Source organism: uncultured Microbulbifer sp. (genome assembly GCF_947504145.1).
Classification (GTDB): Bacteria; Pseudomonadota; Gammaproteobacteria; order Pseudomonadales; family Cellvibrionaceae; genus Microbulbifer.
In genome coordinates, this window is the sequence record NZ_CANNGQ010000001.1 from 132389 (window position 1) to 149344 (window position 16956).

At 59.6% G+C, this 16956-nt stretch carries 18 protein-coding genes; all 18 read left to right on the top strand.

The genetic code is table 11. The features are described 5' to 3' along the window. Positions 1 to 16 precede the first annotated feature (16 nt). Entirely contained in the window at positions 17 to 829 is an 813-nt protein-coding gene (trmJ, locus tag Q1A74_RS00555) for a tRNA (cytosine(32)/uridine(32)-2'-O)-methyltransferase TrmJ (protein WP_299591368.1), read from the top strand. 250 nt (positions 830 to 1079) lie between these two features. Beyond that, positions 1080 to 1580, top strand: coding sequence for a Fe-S cluster assembly transcriptional regulator IscR (gene iscR / locus Q1A74_RS00560; protein WP_299591369.1), 501 nt, complete (start codon positions 1080 to 1082; stop codon positions 1578 to 1580). Positions 1581 to 1683: 103 nt separating this feature from the next. Next, positions 1684 to 2898 carry an IscS subfamily cysteine desulfurase gene (locus Q1A74_RS00565; protein ID WP_299591370.1) on the top strand — a complete coding sequence of 405 codons (1215 nt, stop codon included), beginning with the start codon at positions 1684 to 1686 and terminating at the stop codon, positions 2896 to 2898. Positions 2899 to 2937: 39 nt separating this feature from the next. Then, on the top strand, positions 2938 to 3342 hold the full coding sequence (gene iscU, locus Q1A74_RS00570) for a Fe-S cluster assembly scaffold IscU (RefSeq protein WP_299591371.1): 405 nt from the start codon (positions 2938 to 2940) through the stop codon (positions 3340 to 3342). A 62-nt stretch (positions 3343 to 3404) separates the two neighbouring features. After that, the gene (gene iscA, locus Q1A74_RS00575; protein ID WP_299591372.1) at positions 3405 to 3728 is read left to right on the top strand and encodes an iron-sulfur cluster assembly protein IscA; all 324 of its coding nucleotides are present in this window, start codon (positions 3405 to 3407) and stop codon (positions 3726 to 3728) included. Between the two features lie 74 nt (positions 3729 to 3802). Further along, positions 3803 to 4321 carry a Fe-S protein assembly co-chaperone HscB gene (hscB, locus tag Q1A74_RS00580; RefSeq protein ID WP_299591373.1) on the top strand — a complete coding sequence of 173 codons (519 nt, stop codon included), beginning with the start codon at positions 3803 to 3805 and terminating at the stop codon, positions 4319 to 4321. Positions 4322 to 4342: 21 nt separating this feature from the next. Continuing rightward, a complete protein-coding gene (gene hscA / locus Q1A74_RS00585; protein WP_299591374.1) occupies positions 4343 to 6223 on the top strand; it encodes a Fe-S protein assembly chaperone HscA in 1881 nt (626 codons plus the stop codon). 65 nt (positions 6224 to 6288) lie between these two features. Beyond that, positions 6289 to 6627: an ISC system 2Fe-2S type ferredoxin gene (fdx, locus tag Q1A74_RS00590; RefSeq protein WP_299591375.1), complete on the top strand. Its 339-nt coding sequence runs from the start codon at positions 6289 to 6291 to the stop codon at positions 6625 to 6627. A gap of 24 nt (positions 6628 to 6651) precedes the next feature. Beyond that, positions 6652 to 6846, top strand: a complete 195-nt coding sequence (iscX, locus tag Q1A74_RS00595) for a Fe-S cluster assembly protein IscX (RefSeq protein ID WP_299591376.1) — start codon at positions 6652 to 6654, stop codon at positions 6844 to 6846. Between the two features lie 165 nt (positions 6847 to 7011). After that, on the top strand, positions 7012 to 7437 hold the full coding sequence (ndk, locus tag Q1A74_RS00600) for a nucleoside-diphosphate kinase (RefSeq protein WP_299591377.1): 426 nt from the start codon (positions 7012 to 7014) through the stop codon (positions 7435 to 7437). Positions 7438 to 7585: 148 nt separating this feature from the next. After that, positions 7586 to 8758 (top strand): 23S rRNA (adenine(2503)-C(2))-methyltransferase RlmN, encoded by a 1173-nt coding sequence (gene rlmN / locus Q1A74_RS00605; RefSeq protein WP_299591378.1) that lies wholly within the window; start codon positions 7586 to 7588, stop codon positions 8756 to 8758. Positions 8759 to 8820: 62 nt separating this feature from the next. Then, positions 8821 to 9609, top strand: coding sequence for a type IV pilus biogenesis/stability protein PilW (gene pilW / locus Q1A74_RS00610; RefSeq protein ID WP_299591379.1), 789 nt, complete (start codon positions 8821 to 8823; stop codon positions 9607 to 9609). Further along, entirely contained in the window at positions 9599 to 10627 is a 1029-nt protein-coding gene (locus Q1A74_RS00615; protein WP_299591380.1) for a RodZ domain-containing protein, read from the top strand. Before pilW ends, Q1A74_RS00615 begins: the two co-directional genes overlap by 11 nt. A gap of 198 nt (positions 10628 to 10825) precedes the next feature. Continuing rightward, positions 10826 to 11947: a flavodoxin-dependent (E)-4-hydroxy-3-methylbut-2-enyl-diphosphate synthase gene (gene ispG, locus Q1A74_RS00620; protein WP_299591381.1), complete on the top strand. Its 1122-nt coding sequence runs from the start codon at positions 10826 to 10828 to the stop codon at positions 11945 to 11947. Between the two features lie 48 nt (positions 11948 to 11995). Beyond that, positions 11996 to 13258, top strand: a complete 1263-nt coding sequence (gene hisS / locus Q1A74_RS00625; protein ID WP_299591383.1) for a histidine--tRNA ligase — start codon at positions 11996 to 11998, stop codon at positions 13256 to 13258. 73 nt (positions 13259 to 13331) lie between these two features. Next, positions 13332 to 14096, top strand: a complete 765-nt coding sequence (locus Q1A74_RS00630) for a tetratricopeptide repeat protein (RefSeq protein ID WP_299591385.1) — start codon at positions 13332 to 13334, stop codon at positions 14094 to 14096. Beyond that, a complete protein-coding gene (bamB, locus tag Q1A74_RS00635) occupies positions 14093 to 15277 on the top strand; it encodes an outer membrane protein assembly factor BamB (RefSeq protein WP_299591387.1) in 1185 nt (394 codons plus the stop codon). Before Q1A74_RS00630 ends, bamB begins: the two co-directional genes overlap by 4 nt. A 175-nt stretch (positions 15278 to 15452) precedes the next feature. After that, a complete protein-coding gene (gene der, locus Q1A74_RS00640) occupies positions 15453 to 16844 on the top strand; it encodes a ribosome biogenesis GTPase Der (RefSeq protein ID WP_299591389.1) in 1392 nt (463 codons plus the stop codon). Positions 16845 to 16956: the final 112 nt, after the last annotated feature.

Below are 16956 nucleotides of genomic sequence, written 5' to 3' on the forward strand. Positions count from 1 at the left end.
TGACCGGGTAACCAATATGGCGACTTCTCCTTCCGAAACCGCATCGAAATCGGCGTCCAAGAGTGCACTGGCTGCGCTGGACAACATCCGCGTTGTGCTGGTCAACAGTGCCCACCCGGGCAATATCGGTGGCGCCGCCCGCGCGCTCAAGAATATGGGGCTGAGCCAGCTGTATCTGGTGCAGCCGCGGGAATTCCCCGCTGCCAATGCGGTGTGGCGTGCTGCCGGTGCCGCAGAGCTGCTCGATAGTGCAGTGGTGGTGGAAACCCTGGAAGAGGCGGTGGCAGATTGTGGCCTGGTGGTCGCCACCAGCGCCCGCGAGCGCCGTATCCCCTGGCCGCTGCTGACGCCGCGGGAATGCGGCGAACGTGCAATCGTCGAAGCCCAGTCTCACCCGGTGGCGCTGGTATTCGGTCGCGAAGACCGGGGGTTGACCAATGAGGAGCTGCAGGCCTGTAACTTCCATGTGCATATTCCCGCAAACCCCGAATACAGCTCCCTGAATCTGGCTACGGCGGTACAGGTGCTGGTGTACGAAGCGCGAATGGCGGCGCTGGAAGCGGAGAAGGGTGCGGCACTCAGCTATGCCGATTGGGATCGCCCCCCAGCGAAAGCCGGGGATATGGAGCTTTACTACGACCACCTTCAGCTGGCGCTGGGCGAGCTCGGGTTTATCGATCCGGACAACCCCCGTCAGACCATGACCCGCCTGCGTCGACTGTTTAGTCGCGTCCGTCCGGACGATATGGAGCTGGGGATACTGCGCGGTATGCTGACCGCGATTCAGAATCTGATTCATCGCACCGGTGGCAAGGGGCGGCCGAAATAGTCCACTGGGTCACGCTTCCCCGGTGGGTGGCACCTGTATATATCGCCGGCGCCGCCAGTGATAACCAATTGGTATAACCTTCCGCCAAATACCCGACTGGTTTACTCGGCTATATACTTGACTGAAGTAGTGGGTTATTCCATACTCGCGCCCCGGTTCGGTAGTACTGGTTTCGGGCCCTGAAGCCCGTAAAGCGGGGCGATGGGAGGGGGCTTTTCAATCGAGAGCCGAGAGAAGGCCAGGAGAGCGTATGCGTTTAACAACCAAAGGGCGATATGCGGTCACAGCCATGCTGGACCTGGCATTACACGCCGAGCGCGGCCCCATTAGCCTGGCTGACATATCCAAGCGCCAGGATATCTCCCTGTCTTATCTTGAGCAGCTGTTTTCCCGCCTGCGTCAGTCTGGACTGGTATCCAGTGTGCGCGGCCCCGGCGGCGGCTATCGCCTGGCCCGGGCAAACGCGGACATCTGCGTGGCGGAAATCATCGATGCGGTCAATGAATCGGTCGATGCAACCAGTTGCGGCGGTAACAGCGACTGCTCCGCCGGTGAACAGTGCCTTACCCACTACCTGTGGACGGATCTCAGCCGTCAGATTCACGGCTTCCTCAACGGGATCAGCCTGGCCGATATGGTCGAGCGTGCCGATGTGCAGGAAGTGGCCCGCCGCCAGGACGGGCGCGCCGCGTCCGATGCTCTGGATCAGGTGGTAGAACAGAAAGTGGCGATTATTGGTGGCTTGCAGTAAGGTGCCGCCCGCCCGGTCAGGCTAGCGGGTCTGACCAACCGAACATTGAGCTTAATCAGCAGTATGGCGCCGGTAACAGATCGGCGAGTGGAGAGAAAAGATTATGAAGCTTCCCATTTACCTGGATTATTCGGCAACTTGCCCGGTAGACCCGCGCGTCGCCAGTAAGATGGCGGAGCAGATGACTATGGAGGGTAACTTCGGTAACCCGGCGTCCCGCTCCCACCTGTATGGCTGGAAAGCGGAAGAGGCGGTGGAAGATGCCCGTCGCGAAGTGGCGGAGCTGGTCAACGCCGACCCCCGTGAGATCGTGTGGACCAGTGGTGCCACCGAGTCTGATAACCTCGCCATCAAAGGTGCTGCGCACTTCTATCAGGGCCGCGGCAAGCACATCATCACTTCCAAGATTGAGCACAAAGCCGTACTCGATGCCTGCCGCCAACTGGAGCGCGAAGGCTTTGAAGTGACCTATCTGAATCCGAAAGAAGACGGCATCGTCTACCCGGAGCAGGTACAGGAAGCGCTGCGTGAAGACACCATTCTGGTGAGTCTGATGCACGTCAATAACGAAATTGGCGTAGTCAACGACATTGCCGCGATCGGCGAGCTTTGCCGCGAGCGCAAAGTGATCTTCCACGTGGACGCAGCCCAGAGTGCCGGCAAGATCGATATCGATCTGGCGGAGCTCAAAGTGGACCTGATGTCCTTCTCCGCTCACAAAGTTTACGGCCCCAAAGGTATCGGCGCCCTGTATGTGCGTCGCAAGCCGCGCGTGCGTCTGGAAGCGCAGATGCACGGTGGTGGCCACGAGCGCGGTATGCGCTCTGGCACTCTGCCCACCCACCAGATCGTGGGTATGGGTGAAGCATTCCGCATCGCCAAAGAAGAGATGGCGGAAGAGGGCAAGCGCCTGGTTGCACTGCGCGAGCGTTTCTGGAATCAGATCAACGATATGGAAGAAGTGCACATCAACGGCTCTGTTGAGCAGCGTGTACCGGGCAATCTGAACGTCAGCTTTGCGTTCGTAGAGGGTGAGAGCCTGATCATGTCGCTGAAAGATCTGGCGATCTCCTCCGGCTCCGCGTGTACGTCGGCGAGCCTGGAGCCCAGCTACGTACTGCGCGCGCTGGGTGTAAACGACGAGATGGCCCACAGCTCCCTGCGCTTCAGTTTTGGTCGCTTTACCACGGAACAGGACGTGGATACCGCGGCCAAAGAAGTAAGGCAGGCAGTGGAAAAACTGCGCGAACTGTCCCCGCTCTGGGACATGTACAAAGATGGCGTTGACCTCAGCACCATCGAATGGGCAGCCCACTAAGCTGCCGCGCAAATCGAGAATTTTTGAGAGGGTATAGTCATGGCCTATAGCGATAAAGTAATTGACCACTATGAACATCCCCGTAACGTCGGTCGCATGGACGACAAGGCGGAAAATGTGGGGACTGGCATGGTCGGCGCACCGGCTTGTGGTGACGTCATGCGTCTGCAGATTCAGGTGAACGAAAGCGGCATCATTGAAGACGCCAAGTTCAAAACCTATGGCTGCGGTTCTGCCATTGCTTCCAGCTCCCTGCTCACCGAGTGGGTGAAAGGCAAGAGCCTGGATGAAGCGGCGCAGATCAAGAACACCGAGATTGCCGAAGAGCTGGCGCTGCCGCCGGTAAAAATTCACTGTTCCGTACTCGCCGAAGATGCGATCAAGGCCGCAGTGAATAACATCCGCGAGAAGCGCGGTGAGAAAACCGAACAGGCTGCGGGCTGAGCTCAGGCTCAGGTCCCGAGACTGTCAGGCAAGAGTGAAGACCGGTAAGGAGTAGCACCGACATGGCAATTTCCATGACCCAAGCGGCCCAGGCTCACGTCGCCAGGCAATTGGCCAGCCGTGGTAGTGGTATCGGTATTCGCGTCGGCGTGAAGACCGCCGGCTGCTCTGGAATGGCCTACGTTCTCGAGTTTGTCGATCAGGCTGAGGCGGAAGATACGGTGTTTGAAGCGGGCGGCGTCAAGCTGATTGTCGACCCCAAAAGCCTCGCCTATCTCGACGGTACCGAACTGGACTTCGTCAAAGAGGGGCTGAATGAAGGCTTCGCCTTCAAGAACCCCAATGTAAAAAATGAGTGCGGCTGCGGCGAGAGCTTCCACGTTTAATACCTGGGCTTTCGCGCAGTTGGAGGCCGGATGCCTGGTGCATGCCGGCCTTTTTGTTATTTGGCAGCACTTTTATGCAACAGAATCACTTTGAAATTTTTGGCCTTCCGGTCTCCTACGCGGTTGACCGTCAGGCGCTGGCAAAACGCTACCGCGAGTTGCAGCAGGAATTCCATCCGGACCGCTTCGCGGCGAAGTCCGAGCGCGAGCAGATGCTGTCGATGCAGTACGCAGCGCAGATCAACGAAGCCAATAACACCCTGAAAGACCCGGTGGCCCGCGCCGCCTATCTGTTGCAACTGGCCGGTGTTGAAATCAATCCGGAACAGACGACCGCCGATGGCGAGTTTCTCATGCAGCAGATGATGTTGCGTGAACAGCTGGAAGACGTACGCACGGCCGCCGATCCGGAGGCGGAGTTGGACAACCTGGGTAGCGAAGCAGGCCAGCTGTTTAAGGCGCAGGAGGCTGCCTTCGCCTCTGCCCTGAGCGCCAATGCGCTGGAAGAGGCGAAAAGCGCACTGCTCAAACTCCAGTTCCTGGCCAAGTTGCAGCGGCAGGTTGAAGAGCTCGAAGAAGATTTACTGGACTGAAGCGAACTAAATATTAGCACTATGGCATTACTGCAGATTTCCGAACCCGGCCAGACGCCCGAGCCTCATCAGCGCAAGCGCGCGGTAGGCATCGATCTCGGTACCACTAACTCACTGGTGGCCACCGTGCGCAGTGGCTCGGCCGTACCGCTGCCCGCGGATGATGGCCGCGTGATTTTGCCCTCCGCGGTGCGTTACACCGAAGCTGGTGTGGAAGTGGGTTATGGCGCCCGCGCCGCCGCCGGTGAGGACCCGTATAACTCGCTGATTTCCATCAAGCGCCTTATGGGCCGCGGCCTGGCAGATATCAAGAATTTCGGCGATCAACTGCCCTACCACTTTGCCGAAGACACTGGCGGCATGCCTGCGATCGAAACAGTCGCCGGTAAGGTAAACCCGGTGCAGGTTTCCGCAGAGATTTTGAAAGTGCTCGCTGCGCGCGGCGCCGAGTCGCTCGGTGGGCCACTGGACGGCGCGGTGATTACCGTGCCCGCGTACTTTGACGAAGCCCAACGCCAGGCCACCAAAGATGCCGCCAAGCTCGCAGGTTTGAATGTACTGCGTCTGCTGAACGAGCCCACCGCAGCGGCGGTCGCCTATGGGCTCGACAAGCAGGAGGAGCGTGGTGATGCTGCCGACAAGACGATCGCCGTCTACGATCTCGGCGGCGGCACCTTTGATATTTCAATTCTGCGCCTGTCCAAGGGTGTATTTGAAGTGCTCTCTACCGGTGGCGACAGCGCCCTCGGTGGCGATGACTTTGACCGCGCGGTGGCTGAGTGGATTGCCGAGGAGGCCGGGCTGGGTACCGACCACGACGCCGGCGAACAGCGGAAGTTGCTGAACACCGCCTGTGCCGCCAAGGAAGCCCTGGCCAGTGAAGTTTCGGTATCCGTCAGTTACGGCGGCTGGTCCGCTGAACTCAGCCGGGAAAAGCTCGCCGAGCTGCTGGATCCATTGATCGCGAAGACCCTGCGGGCCTGCAAGCGCGCCCTGCGCGACGCGGACCTGTCTGCGGAAGAAGTTGCCGAAGTGGTGCTGGTGGGCGGTTCTACCAGAACCCTGCGGGTGCGCGACAAAGTGCGGGATTTTTTCGGTCGTGAGCCCCACGCAGATATCGATCCGGATCAGGTGGTCGCCATCGGTGCCGCGTTGCAGGCCGACGTGCTCGTGGGCAACAAATCCCGCGAAGACCTGTTGCTGCTGGATGTCATCCCCCTGTCTCTGGGGATTGAGACCATGGGCGGCCTCACTGAGAAGCTGATCCACCGCAATACCACCATCCCGGTGGCCAAGGCTCAGGAGTTCACCACCTTCAAGGACGGCCAGACTGCCATGGCCATTCACGTGGTGCAGGGCGAACGTGAACTTGTGCAGGACTGTCGCTCCCTGGCGCGTTTCGAGCTGCGCGGTATCCCGCCTATGGTGGCCGGCGCTGCGCATATCCGCGTGACCTTTCAGGTAGACGCCGACGGCCTGCTGTCTGTCACGGCCATGGAAAAGAGCAGCGGCGTGCAGGCGGAGATCACCGTCAAGCCGTCCTACGGCCTGGGAGATTCGGATATCACCCGTATGCTGCAGGACTCCTACGCCAACGCCGAAGAAGACATTGCCGCCCGCGCCCTGCGCGAGGCCCAAGTCGAGGCCGAGCGCACGCTGGAGGCCATGCTGGTGGCGCTGCAGGAAAACGGTGCCGAGCTGCTGGACGAAAAAGAACTGGAGGCACTGGAGCGGGGGATGCAGGCGCTGCGGCTGGCCCACAATGGCGGCACCCCGGAAGAGATCCGCAGCCGTATCGACGAGCTGAATGCGCTGTCCGAGCCGTTTGCCGCGCGCCGCATGGACGAGTCCATAAAGCGCGCCATGCAGGGCCACAGCCTGGATGAATTCGACAAGCCCTGAGGGGCCATTCGACAAGCCCTCACGGGCGGTCATGATTGAAGAGTTGCGACTCGGAGTTTGAAAGTATGCCGAAGATAGTTTTCCTGCCCCACGAAGAATTGTGCCCGGAAGGCAAAGTCATCGAAGTGGATCCCGGTATCAGTGTCTGCGATGCGGCGCTCAAGCACGGCGTGGAGATTGAGCACGCCTGTGAGAAGGCCTGCGCCTGCACCACCTGTCACGTCATCGTGCGCGAGGGCTTTGACTCACTGGGTGAGCCAGACGAGCTGGAAGAGGACCTGCTGGACAAGGCCTGGGGGCTGGAGCCGGATTCCCGTCTGTCCTGCCAGGCGATTGTGGAAAACGAAGACCTGGTGGTCGAGATTCCTAAATACACCATCAACCAGGTGTCCGAGAAACACTGAGGCGAACAGCGCGAGGAAAATGACATGAAATGGACGGATATTAACGATATCGCCATCGAGTTGTGCGATGCCCATCCGGACGTGGACCCACTGCGGGTCAACTTCGTCGACCTGCGCCAGTGGGTCATGGCGCTGCCGGGGTTCGATGACGACCCCAACCGCTGTGGCGAGAAGATCCTCGAGGCCATTCAAGCCGCCTGGATCGAAGAAAACGAATAGTACAAACTTCATCGCACAGCGCGTATAATCCGCGCTCCGCGAGGCTGGCTGGTTATTAAATCGCCAGTTGTTGTGGTGAGAGAATTCAGGGAAGAGCAACGAAAGTTGCTTTTTTCGTATCTGTATTAAGACAATTTTTTACAAAACCTGGAAATGGAGAACATCATGGCCGTAGAACGCACCCTGTCCATCATCAAGCCGGACGCCGTCGCCAAAAACGTAATCGGCGAAATCGAGAGCCGTTTCGAGAAGGCTGGCCTGAGCATCGTTGCGATGAAAATGGTTCAGTTGTCCCAGGAAAAGGCTGAAGGTTTCTATGCCGAGCACAAAGAGCGTCCTTTCTTTAAAGACCTGGTTGCCTTCATGACTTCCGGCCCGGTTGTGGTACAGGTTCTGGAAGGCGAAAACGCCATCCTGGCCAACCGTGACCTGATGGGCGCCACCAACCCGAAAGAAGCCGACGCCGGTACCATCCGTGCAGATTTCGCCGACAGCATCGATGCCAACGCCGTACACGGCTCCGACTCCGCCGCTTCTGCAGAGCGCGAAGTGAGCTACTTCTTCTCTGCGGAAGAAGTCTGCGCACGCTAAGTAGCCTGCTACGCAGTACTATCAGCGGGAGCCTGCTCTACAGGCGAATGGTCCGGACTTCGAACCGTTCGCGTGCAGGGAGGCTCCTGCGGTGTATCCAAATTCCGCACCGACTTAATTCGCACTCATCTGGGTGCAAGGTGAATCCATGACCGAAGTACAAACCGTACAGGCCGAAACCCAACAAGCCGAAAGAATCAATCTGCTGGGCATGTCGGTCGACAAGCTCACGGACTTCTTTTCCGGCTTGGGCGAGAAGCGCTTTCGCGCGGTACAGGTACTGAAATGGATTCACCAGAGCGGCGTGGACGATTTCGAGCAGATGACCAACGTCAGCAAGGCGATGCGCGCCAAGCTGTCGGAGATCGCCGAAGTCCGCGCCCCCAAAGTCCTCAAGCAGATGGACTCCACCGATGGCACCCGCAAGTGGCTGATTGAGGTCAGCGGTGGCAACGTGATCGAGACGGTCTATATCCCCGATGGTGACCGGGGCACCCTGTGTGTGTCCTCCCAGGTCGGCTGTTCCCTGGACTGCAGCTTCTGCGCCACCGGCAAGCAGGGCTTTAACCGCGACCTGACTGCTGCCGAGATCATCGGCCAGGTGTGGATCGCGTGTAAGTCGTTTGGTCAGCTGCTGCCTCCGCAACCCAAGCAGGAGCGGCCGCGCAAGGTGACCAATGTGGTGATGATGGGTATGGGGGAACCCCTGCTCAACTTCGACAACGTGGTCGACGCCATGAACCTGATGATGGAAGACAATGCGTACGGCATCTCCAAGCGTCGGGTCACGCTGAGCACCTCCGGCGTCGTGCCGGCCCTGGACCGCCTGGCTGAAGCGACCGATGTGAGCCTGGCGATCTCCCTGCACGCACCCAACGATGCCCTGCGCAACGAGCTGGTGCCCATCAACAAGAAATACCCCATCGCCATGCTGCTCGACAGCGCCAAGCGCTATATCGAGCAGATGCCGGACAATCACCGCAAGATCACCATCGAGTACACCATGATGCGTGAGGTGAACGACCGTCCGGAGCACGCCGAAGAGCTGGCGGAACTGCTGCGCGATGTGCCGGTAAAGATAAATCTGATACCCTTCAATCCGTTCGAGCTGTCCGATTATCAGCGGGTCAGCAACAACGCATTGCGACGTTTTCAACAGATTTTGTTGGACAAAGGCTATACCGTAACCGTGCGTACCACCCGAGGCGACGATATCGCCGCGGCCTGTGGTCAGCTGGCCGGTCAGGTGAACGACCGCACCCGTCGCTCCGAGCGTTATCGCAACGCCGCGCGCCCGGTAAGGATTGTCAGCCAGGCCTGACTCTTGCATCGCCGAAGGGATACGGCGTGCGCAGGTAATACGCACCCGATAACTACAAGGTGATGCTCGTGTTAGCAAAAATTTCCAATCCGGCAGTCATTGCTGGATTACTCGTTTCCCTGTTGCTGGGGGGCTGCGTAACCACCGGCGGTGGCAAGCAGGTCGACCTCGACAAGGCCCGTGAAACTCACGTCCAGCTCGGCTTACGCTATCTGCAAAGCGGTGGTGACAACCGCGAAATGGCCCGTCACCACTTCCAGGAAGCCCTGAAGCTGGGTAAACGAGACCCGCAGGCCCATCACGGTCTCGCACTGCTGTATCAGGCGGATGGCGAGCTGGCGGTGGCTGAATCCCATTTCGAAAAAGCTCTGCGTTACGACCGCAGCTTCTCCATGGCGCGGGTGAACTACGGCGTATTCCTGTATCAGCAAGAGCGGTACGTCGATGCCAAAGAGCAGTTTCTCACTGCATCGGAAGATCTTTCCTACAACCGCCGCTCGTACGCACTCGCCAACCTCGGCCGTGCGGAGTTGAGGTTGCGCGAACTGGACGGCGCCGAGCGCGCGTTCAAAAAGGCCCTGGCGCTGAGTTCCGATCTGCCCGTTGCCTTGCTGGAGCTGGCCGAGCTCAAGTTCGAAAAGCAGGACTACACCCAGGCCAAGCAGTATCTGGATCGCTTCAGTGAAAAGAATCGCCAGATTCCGCAATCCCTGTGGCTGGGTATCCGCATCGAAAAAATCTTTGGCAACCGGGATAAGGAACGGAGTTATGCCCTGGCTCTGAAAAACCTATTTCCCTATTCAGCGGAAACGCTGAAATACCAGCAGATGATGGCCGAAAATGAGCAGTAGTAACCTCAATCCGGACCAGCCGGAAACCACCGACGAACAGCCGCAAACCGCTTCCGTCGGCGTGCAACTTCGCTCCGCCCGTGAGCAGGCGGGGCTGACCAGTGACGAGTTGGCCCGGCGCCTGTGTATGACGCCGAGCAAGCTCGAAGCGCTGGAGCAGGATCAGCTGGATCGCTTCCCCGGCAGCACCTACGTGCGCGGCTATATCCGCAACATCTGTAAAGAGCTCCGCATAGATGAGACTGGTCCGCTGGCCGCTTTTGCCCGGCAGGCCCCGGCCGAAGCACCGCGCGCCGCCCAGGTGCCCAAAGGCCCGGTGGTTGGCGGGAGTGGTTCCTCTGGCGGCTCCGCGTTCGTGCCTATCGTGCTGGTCGCTGCAGTGGTCGCTGCCGGTGGTTACTGGTGGATGGGGCAGAAGAATGCACCCGTAGCACCGCAGGCCCAGGTTGCAGATAACGCGGTTGTAGATGCTGAACCTGCAGATGAGCTGCCAGATCCACAGGACTTTGCCGTGTCTTCGCAGGGCCAGCTGGAGTCCGAGCTGGCGGAAGATTTTGCGCCTGAAACCGATGTCCAGCTGGCTGACGTGGCGGACGTTGTTACCGAGAGCCCTGAGCCAGAGCCGGAAGCGGCTGCTGAAGCGGTTGTGCCGGTGCAGGAAACTGTACAGCAGGCGGACCCGGTTGTTTCCGAGCCTCAGATAGCCATTTCTGAGCCGTCGGTGCCTGCTTCAACGTTGCAGCCAGTGGCAGAACCTCCGGCACCCGTTGCTATTTCCGGTGCTGCGCTGGCCCTGAGCTTCAGTGAGGAGTCCTGGGTGGAAGTTACCGACGCCACTGGTAACAAGATCCTTGCCAGGCTGCAGCCTGCAGGTTCCACTGTCGAGCTGGAAGGCGAGGCCCCGTTCAGCCTGATGCTGGGCAATGCCGCGGCTACCACCGTCAGCTACGCCGGAGAAGTGGTGGAAAGCGCCCCCCTGGGCAATCGTCGTACCCGTAAGCTCACCGTGGGCGGCTGACACTTCCCTCTCTCTGTAGGGGCCTGCTTGCAGGTGAACCGGGCGAACACCCAGCTGTTCGCCTGCAAGCAGCCTCCTAAGGCGTGTTAGTCCGGCGAGGCCCAACAGGTGACTGTAGGTTTGCGCCCAATCTATCTATAATCCCCCCCAATTTTGGTCATCCCCTTTACTCGCTAAAAGCCAACGCAGGTGCTGTTTATGCAATTCGAGTCGCCCATAGTTCGCCGCGTATCGCGCCAGATCATGGTGGGTAATGTGCCGGTGGGTGGTGGTGCGCCGATTTCGGTGCAGAGTATGACCAACACCGAGACCTGCGATGTGGCCGCAACCGTGGATCAGATCCAGCGGCTGGAGAGCGCCGGTGCGGATATCGTGCGGGTTTCGGTTCCGTCTATGGATGCTGCGGAAGCCTTCGGTGCGATTAAAAAGCAGGTGAATGTACCGCTGGTGGCGGATATTCACTTCGACTACCGCATCGCCCTGCGGGTGGCCGATCTGGGGGTGGACTGCCTGCGCATTAACCCGGGCAACATCGGTCGCGAGAAGCGTATTCGCGCGGTGGTCGACAAGGCGCGGGATCTGAACATCCCGATCCGCATCGGCGTCAACGCCGGGTCCCTGGAAAAAGACCTGCAGAAGAAATACGGCGAACCCACTCCGGACGCCCTGGTGGAATCCGCCCTGCGCCATGTGGATATCCTGGACAGCCTGAACTTCCAGGACTTCAAGGTGAGCGTAAAGGCCTCCGACATCTTTATGGCCACCGCGGCTTACCGCAAGTTGGCCTCCCAGATCGAGCAGCCGCTGCACCTGGGCATCACCGAAGCCGGCGGCCTGCGTGCCGGTACTGTGAAATCCGCTATTGGCCTGGGCGCGCTGTTGCTGGACGGCATCGGCGATACCCTGCGAGTTTCCCTCGCTGCCGATCCGGTGGAAGAGGTGAAAGTGGGTTGGGACCTGCTGAAAAGCCTGCGGCTGCGTACCAAAGGCATCAACTTTATTGCCTGCCCCAGCTGCTCGCGCCAGAACTTCGATGTGGTGAAAACCATGAATGAACTGGAAACCCGCCTGGAAGATATCACCACGCCGTTGGATGTGGCGGTGATCGGTTGCATCGTCAACGGCCCGGGCGAGGCAAAAGAAGCGGATATCGGCCTTGCCGGCGGTACCCCCAGCCACGCCATTTATGTGGACGGACAGCCGGACCGTAAATTCAAGAACGACAACCTGGTGAATGATCTGGAGCAACTGATCCGCGAAAAAGCCGCGGCCAAAGAAGCGCAGGAAGCGCAGATCATCGCCAAAGAAACCACGGAATAACTGGAAGCTCTGAGCTCCGTTTAATCGTCAAGACGTTAAGGACATCCGTTGAAACAACTTCGCGCCATCCGCGGCATGAACGACCTGCTGCCCACCCAGTCGCCGGTGTGGCAGTACGTAGAAAGCACCCTCAGCGAACTCTTCGCCCGCTACGGGTACAGTGAAATCCGTACCCCGATGCTCGAGTCCACGCACTTGTTTGCGCGCGCTGTGGGTGAGGCCACCGATATTGTCGAAAAGGAAATGTACACCTTTGACGACAAGAGCGGAGACAGTGTCACCCTGCGCCCCGAAGGTACCGCCGGCACCGTGCGCGCAGCGATCCAGAACAGCCTGCTGAGCCTGCCCCAACGCCTCTGGTACTTCGGCCCCATGTTCCGCTACGAGCGCCCACAGAAGGGCCGCCTGCGGCAGTTCCACCAGTTTGGGGTAGAAGTTTTTGGCATCAACGGCCCGGATATCGACGCCGAAATGCTGATGATGACCGCGCGCATCTGGAAGCAACTGGGTGTGTCCGAGCACGTCACTCTGCAGCTGAACTCCCTGGGCAACAGCGACAGCCGCGCCGCCTATCGCGATGCGCTGGTGGAATACCTGTCTGCGCGCAAGGATCAACTGGACGAAGACAGCCAGCGCCGCCTCGAGCGGAACCCATTGCGTATTCTCGACAGTAAAAATGCCCAGACTCAGGAACTGCTGACGGACGCTCCTTGTCTACTGGACTTCCTCGACGAGGAATCAAAATCACACTTTGAACAGCTGCGCGCACTCTTGGATGCTGCCGGTGTGGTCTACGAGGTAAATCCGCGCCTGGTGCGCGGCCTCGACTACTATGGCAAGACCGTTTTCGAGTGGGTGACCGACAGCCTTGGCGCCCAGGGTACCGTGTGTGCCGGCGGCCGTTACGATGGTCTCGTCGAACAGATGGGCGGTAAGCCTACCCCGGGCGTAGGCTTCGGCCTCGGCGTTGAGCGCCTGGTCCTGTTGCTGGAAACACTGGAAGTGTTGCCGGACTCCCTCGACCAGCAGGTCGATGCGTACCTGGTGGCGGTGGGTAATGTACAATCCGCAGCCCTGACGGCAGCGGAGCAAGTGCGTAGCGAGCTGCCCTGGTTGCGCCTGCAGACCCACTGCGGTGGCGGCAGCTTCAAGAGTCAGATGAAAAAGGCCGACAAGAGCAACGCCGATTACGCGCTGATCATTGGTGAAGACGAGGCCGCCGCGGGGCAGGTAACGGTAAAACCGCTGCGCACAGGCGCCGAACAGCAGACTGTGGCGCTGGCAGATGTGGCCAAAATGCTACAGGCATAAGGCGCTCACCGGCCACCCGGCCGGATATCAAGACCGAATTTACGTATTGGATTAAAAATAAGGCGAATAAGAAATGGCTGACCATTTGACCGAAGAAGAACAGATTGAATCGCTCAAACGCTGGTGGAAAGAAAACGGTACCGGCATCGTCACCGGTATCGTACTGGCGCTGGCCGGTTACTTCGGCTGGCAGTGGTGGCAGGGCAAGGAGCGCAGCGATGCAGAAGCGGCTTCCAACGTGTATCAGGGCTTTGTTGAAGCGCTGGCTGCCAACGAGGGCAACCCGGACAACAAGCAGCTGACCACTGCCCAGTCTCTGGCCCGCGAACTGAAAGACGACTTCGCCAAGCGTATTTATGCCGCGCAGGCATCGCTGCAGCTGGCGGGTCTGGCGGCAGAGAAGAATGATCTGGAAACTGCCGCCAAAGAACTGCAGTGGGTGCTGGATAACAGCGGCGACGAATCACTGACGCTGGTGGCCAAGCGCCGTCTGGCAGCCGTCAAGGCCGCGCGCGGTGAAACCAAAGAAGCCCTGGCGCTGGTACAAGGCGATGTACCTGCAGCGTTCGCCGCGCTTTATGCGGAAACCCGCGGGGATATTCTGGTACAGCAGGGCGATAAAGAAGCCGCCCGCGCTGCCTACCTGCAAGCCCGCGCCCAGTTGCTGCCAGAGCAGGCTGCCGGCTCGCGCCTGCTGGACCTGAAAATTGAAACCCTGGGCGAAGCACCCCAGGCTGAAAAGTCGAATGCTCAAGACGGCCCGGCCGCACAAGCGGCAGGCGACGCAAACGAAGCAGAAACGGACAGCGAAGCAGCAACGGAGAAGGACGCGCAATGATAGCTACTCACACAGGCGTACGCATGGTGGCGGGCAAAGCGCTTAACCGGATTGCCGCCGTGGCTCTGGCCGCAGTGATCGGTGCCTGTGCTTCCACCGAAGAAAAGGAAGATACCGATCCCGTAGAGCTGACGGAAATCACCGAGAGCGTCCAGCTGCGTGAAGTCTGGTCGCAGAATATTGGCGATATCGACGCGCTGCGTTATGCCATGCTCAAGCCGGGCATCATTGATGGCAAAGTCATTGCCGCCAACAGCGATGGCGATGTGAATGCCTTTGATCGCGCAAGTGGCAAACGTCTGTGGAAAGTGGATATCGATCAGTCCATCAGCGGCGGTGTCGGTGTTGGCCTGGGTATGGCCGTAGTGGCTGATTATCGCGGCCGTATTGTCGCCTTGAACCTGCACGACGGCAGCGAGCGCTGGGCCACCCAGCTGGGTGGCGAAGTGGTTGCCACCCCGGCAGTGGGTTCCGGCATGGTGGTCGTGCAGACCGTGGATGGCAAACTGCTGGGTCTGGATGCCAACACCGGTGAACAGCAGTGGCGGCACAACACCGCGCTGCCGGTACTGACCCTGCGCGGCACAGCCAGCCCCGTGATCTCCGCCGGCATGGTGTTCGCCGGTCTGGACAACGGTAAGCTGCTTGCTCTGAATGCTTCCGATGGCCTCACCCGCTGGGAACAGCGCGTTGCCATTCCCCAGGGGACCGCCGAGCTGGAACGTGTCGTCGATGTCGACGGCACGCCGCTGGTACGCGGTGACCTGGTTTTTGCCGCGAGTTATCAGGGCCGCGCGGTTGCGCTGTCCCGGGAAGATGGCCGCGGCCTTTGGGCCCGTGACGCCTCGACCAACCACGGGGTGACCGTGGGTGCCGGTCAGGTGTTCCTCAGCGGCGCCGATGGCAGTGTCCACGCCTACAATGTGGGTAATGGGCAGATCCAGTGGACCAACAGTGAACTGCTGCGTCGCGAATTGAGCGGACCCGCGTATTTTGGTGATGTCGTGGTGGTTGGCGACCTGGATGGTTACCTCCACGCGCTGGATCCATCTACCGGCCGCTTTGTGGGCCGCACCCGTATCGACCGCGATCCAGTGCGCATCCCGCTGCTGGCCGATGGCGACCTGCTGTTCGCCCTGTCGGACGACGGCGAACTGGTGGCACTGCGCCTGGAGCGCTAACGTAGTTTTAGTACACGATCGTTTGTAGGAGCCTGCCTTCAGGCTGTGTCCTACAACGGAAAACCGAACCGCCCGCATCACTGCGGGCGTTTGCATTTCTGGTTAAAGCGTGCCCAACGCAGCCCGTAGACATTTATATATCTGGCCCGATGCCAGCATTTGAGTACCTCCTGATATGTTGCCTGTAATCGCCCTCGTAGGGCGCCCCAACGTGGGTAAATCCACCCTGTTCAACCGGCTCACCAAAAGCCGCGATGCCCTCGTGGCCAACTACGCCGGCCTCACCCGCGACCGCAAATACGGCGAAGCGGAATTCGAAGGCCGCAAAATGATTCTGGTGGACACCGGCGGTATCAGTGGTGACGAAGCAGGTATCGACGCGGCCATGGCCGAGCAATCCATGCAGGCCATCGAAGAAGCGGACTTTGTGCTGTTTTTGGTGGACTGCCGCGCGGGCCTCACCCCGGCGGACGATATGATCGCCGAGCGCCTACGCACCCGCTCCAAGCCCACCATATTGGTGGCCAATAAGGTAGACGGGGTAAATCCGGATATCGCCCTGGCGCCATTCTACGAACTCGGCATCGGCGAACTTTTCCCCACCACCGCCACCCACGGCCGCGGTGTTCGCTCACTGATGGAGCGCCTGGTCGAGGGGCTGCCGGCGACGGAAGAGGAAGAGCAGGAAGAAGCCAAAGGCATCAAGATTGGTATCGTCGGCCGCCCCAACGTGGGCAAATCCACTCTGGTGAACCGCCTGCTGGGCGAAGAGCGCGTAGTGGTTTTCGACCAGCCCGGCACCACCCGCGACAGCGTGTACATCAACTACACCCGCGACGAAAAGCCGTACACCATCATCGACACTGCCGGCATCCGCCGCCGTAAAAACGTCAAGGAATCGGTGGAGAAATTCTCCATCGTCAAAACCCTGCAGGCAGTGGAAGATGCCAACGTGGTGGTGCTGGTGATCGATGCCAGTGAAGGCCTGGTGGATCAGGATCTGCACCTGATGGGCAGTGTCATCCAGGCCGGCCGTGCTTTGGTTGTGGCCCTGAACAAGTGGGACGGCCTCGATCCCGACCACCGCGACTTTGTCAAAACCGAACTGGAGCGCCGCCTGCGCTTTGTGGACTTTGCGGATATTCACTTTATTTCCGCACTGCATGGCACGGGCGTGGGCAATCTGTACAAGTCCATCGAAGACGCTTATCAGTCCGCCACCGACAAGCTCTCCACTAACCACCTCACGCGGATTCTGCAGTGGGCGGTTACTGAGCACCAACCGCCGCTGGTGAATGGCCACCGCATCAAACTGCGCTACGCCCACGCCGGTGGTCAAAATCCTCCGGTGATTGTGATTCACGGCAACCAGACCGCCCAGGTGCCGAACCACTATGTGCGCTACCTGGAAAAAACCTTCCGCAAAGCCCTGGACCTGCACGGCACCCCGGTAAAGATCGAATTCCGCACTGGCGACAACCCCTACGCGGGCAAGAAAAACAAACTCAACGAGCGCCAAAAAGCCAAGAAGCGCCGCCTGATGAAGTTTGTGAAAAAGAAAAAATAGCCGCGGAGTCGAACTCGGTTGAAATCGGCACGGGGCGTCGCAATACCCTTTAGGTAAGGGCAGAAAAAACTGCGGAAGGCTAGAATTGCGAACAACGAACGTTCGTAGCTAG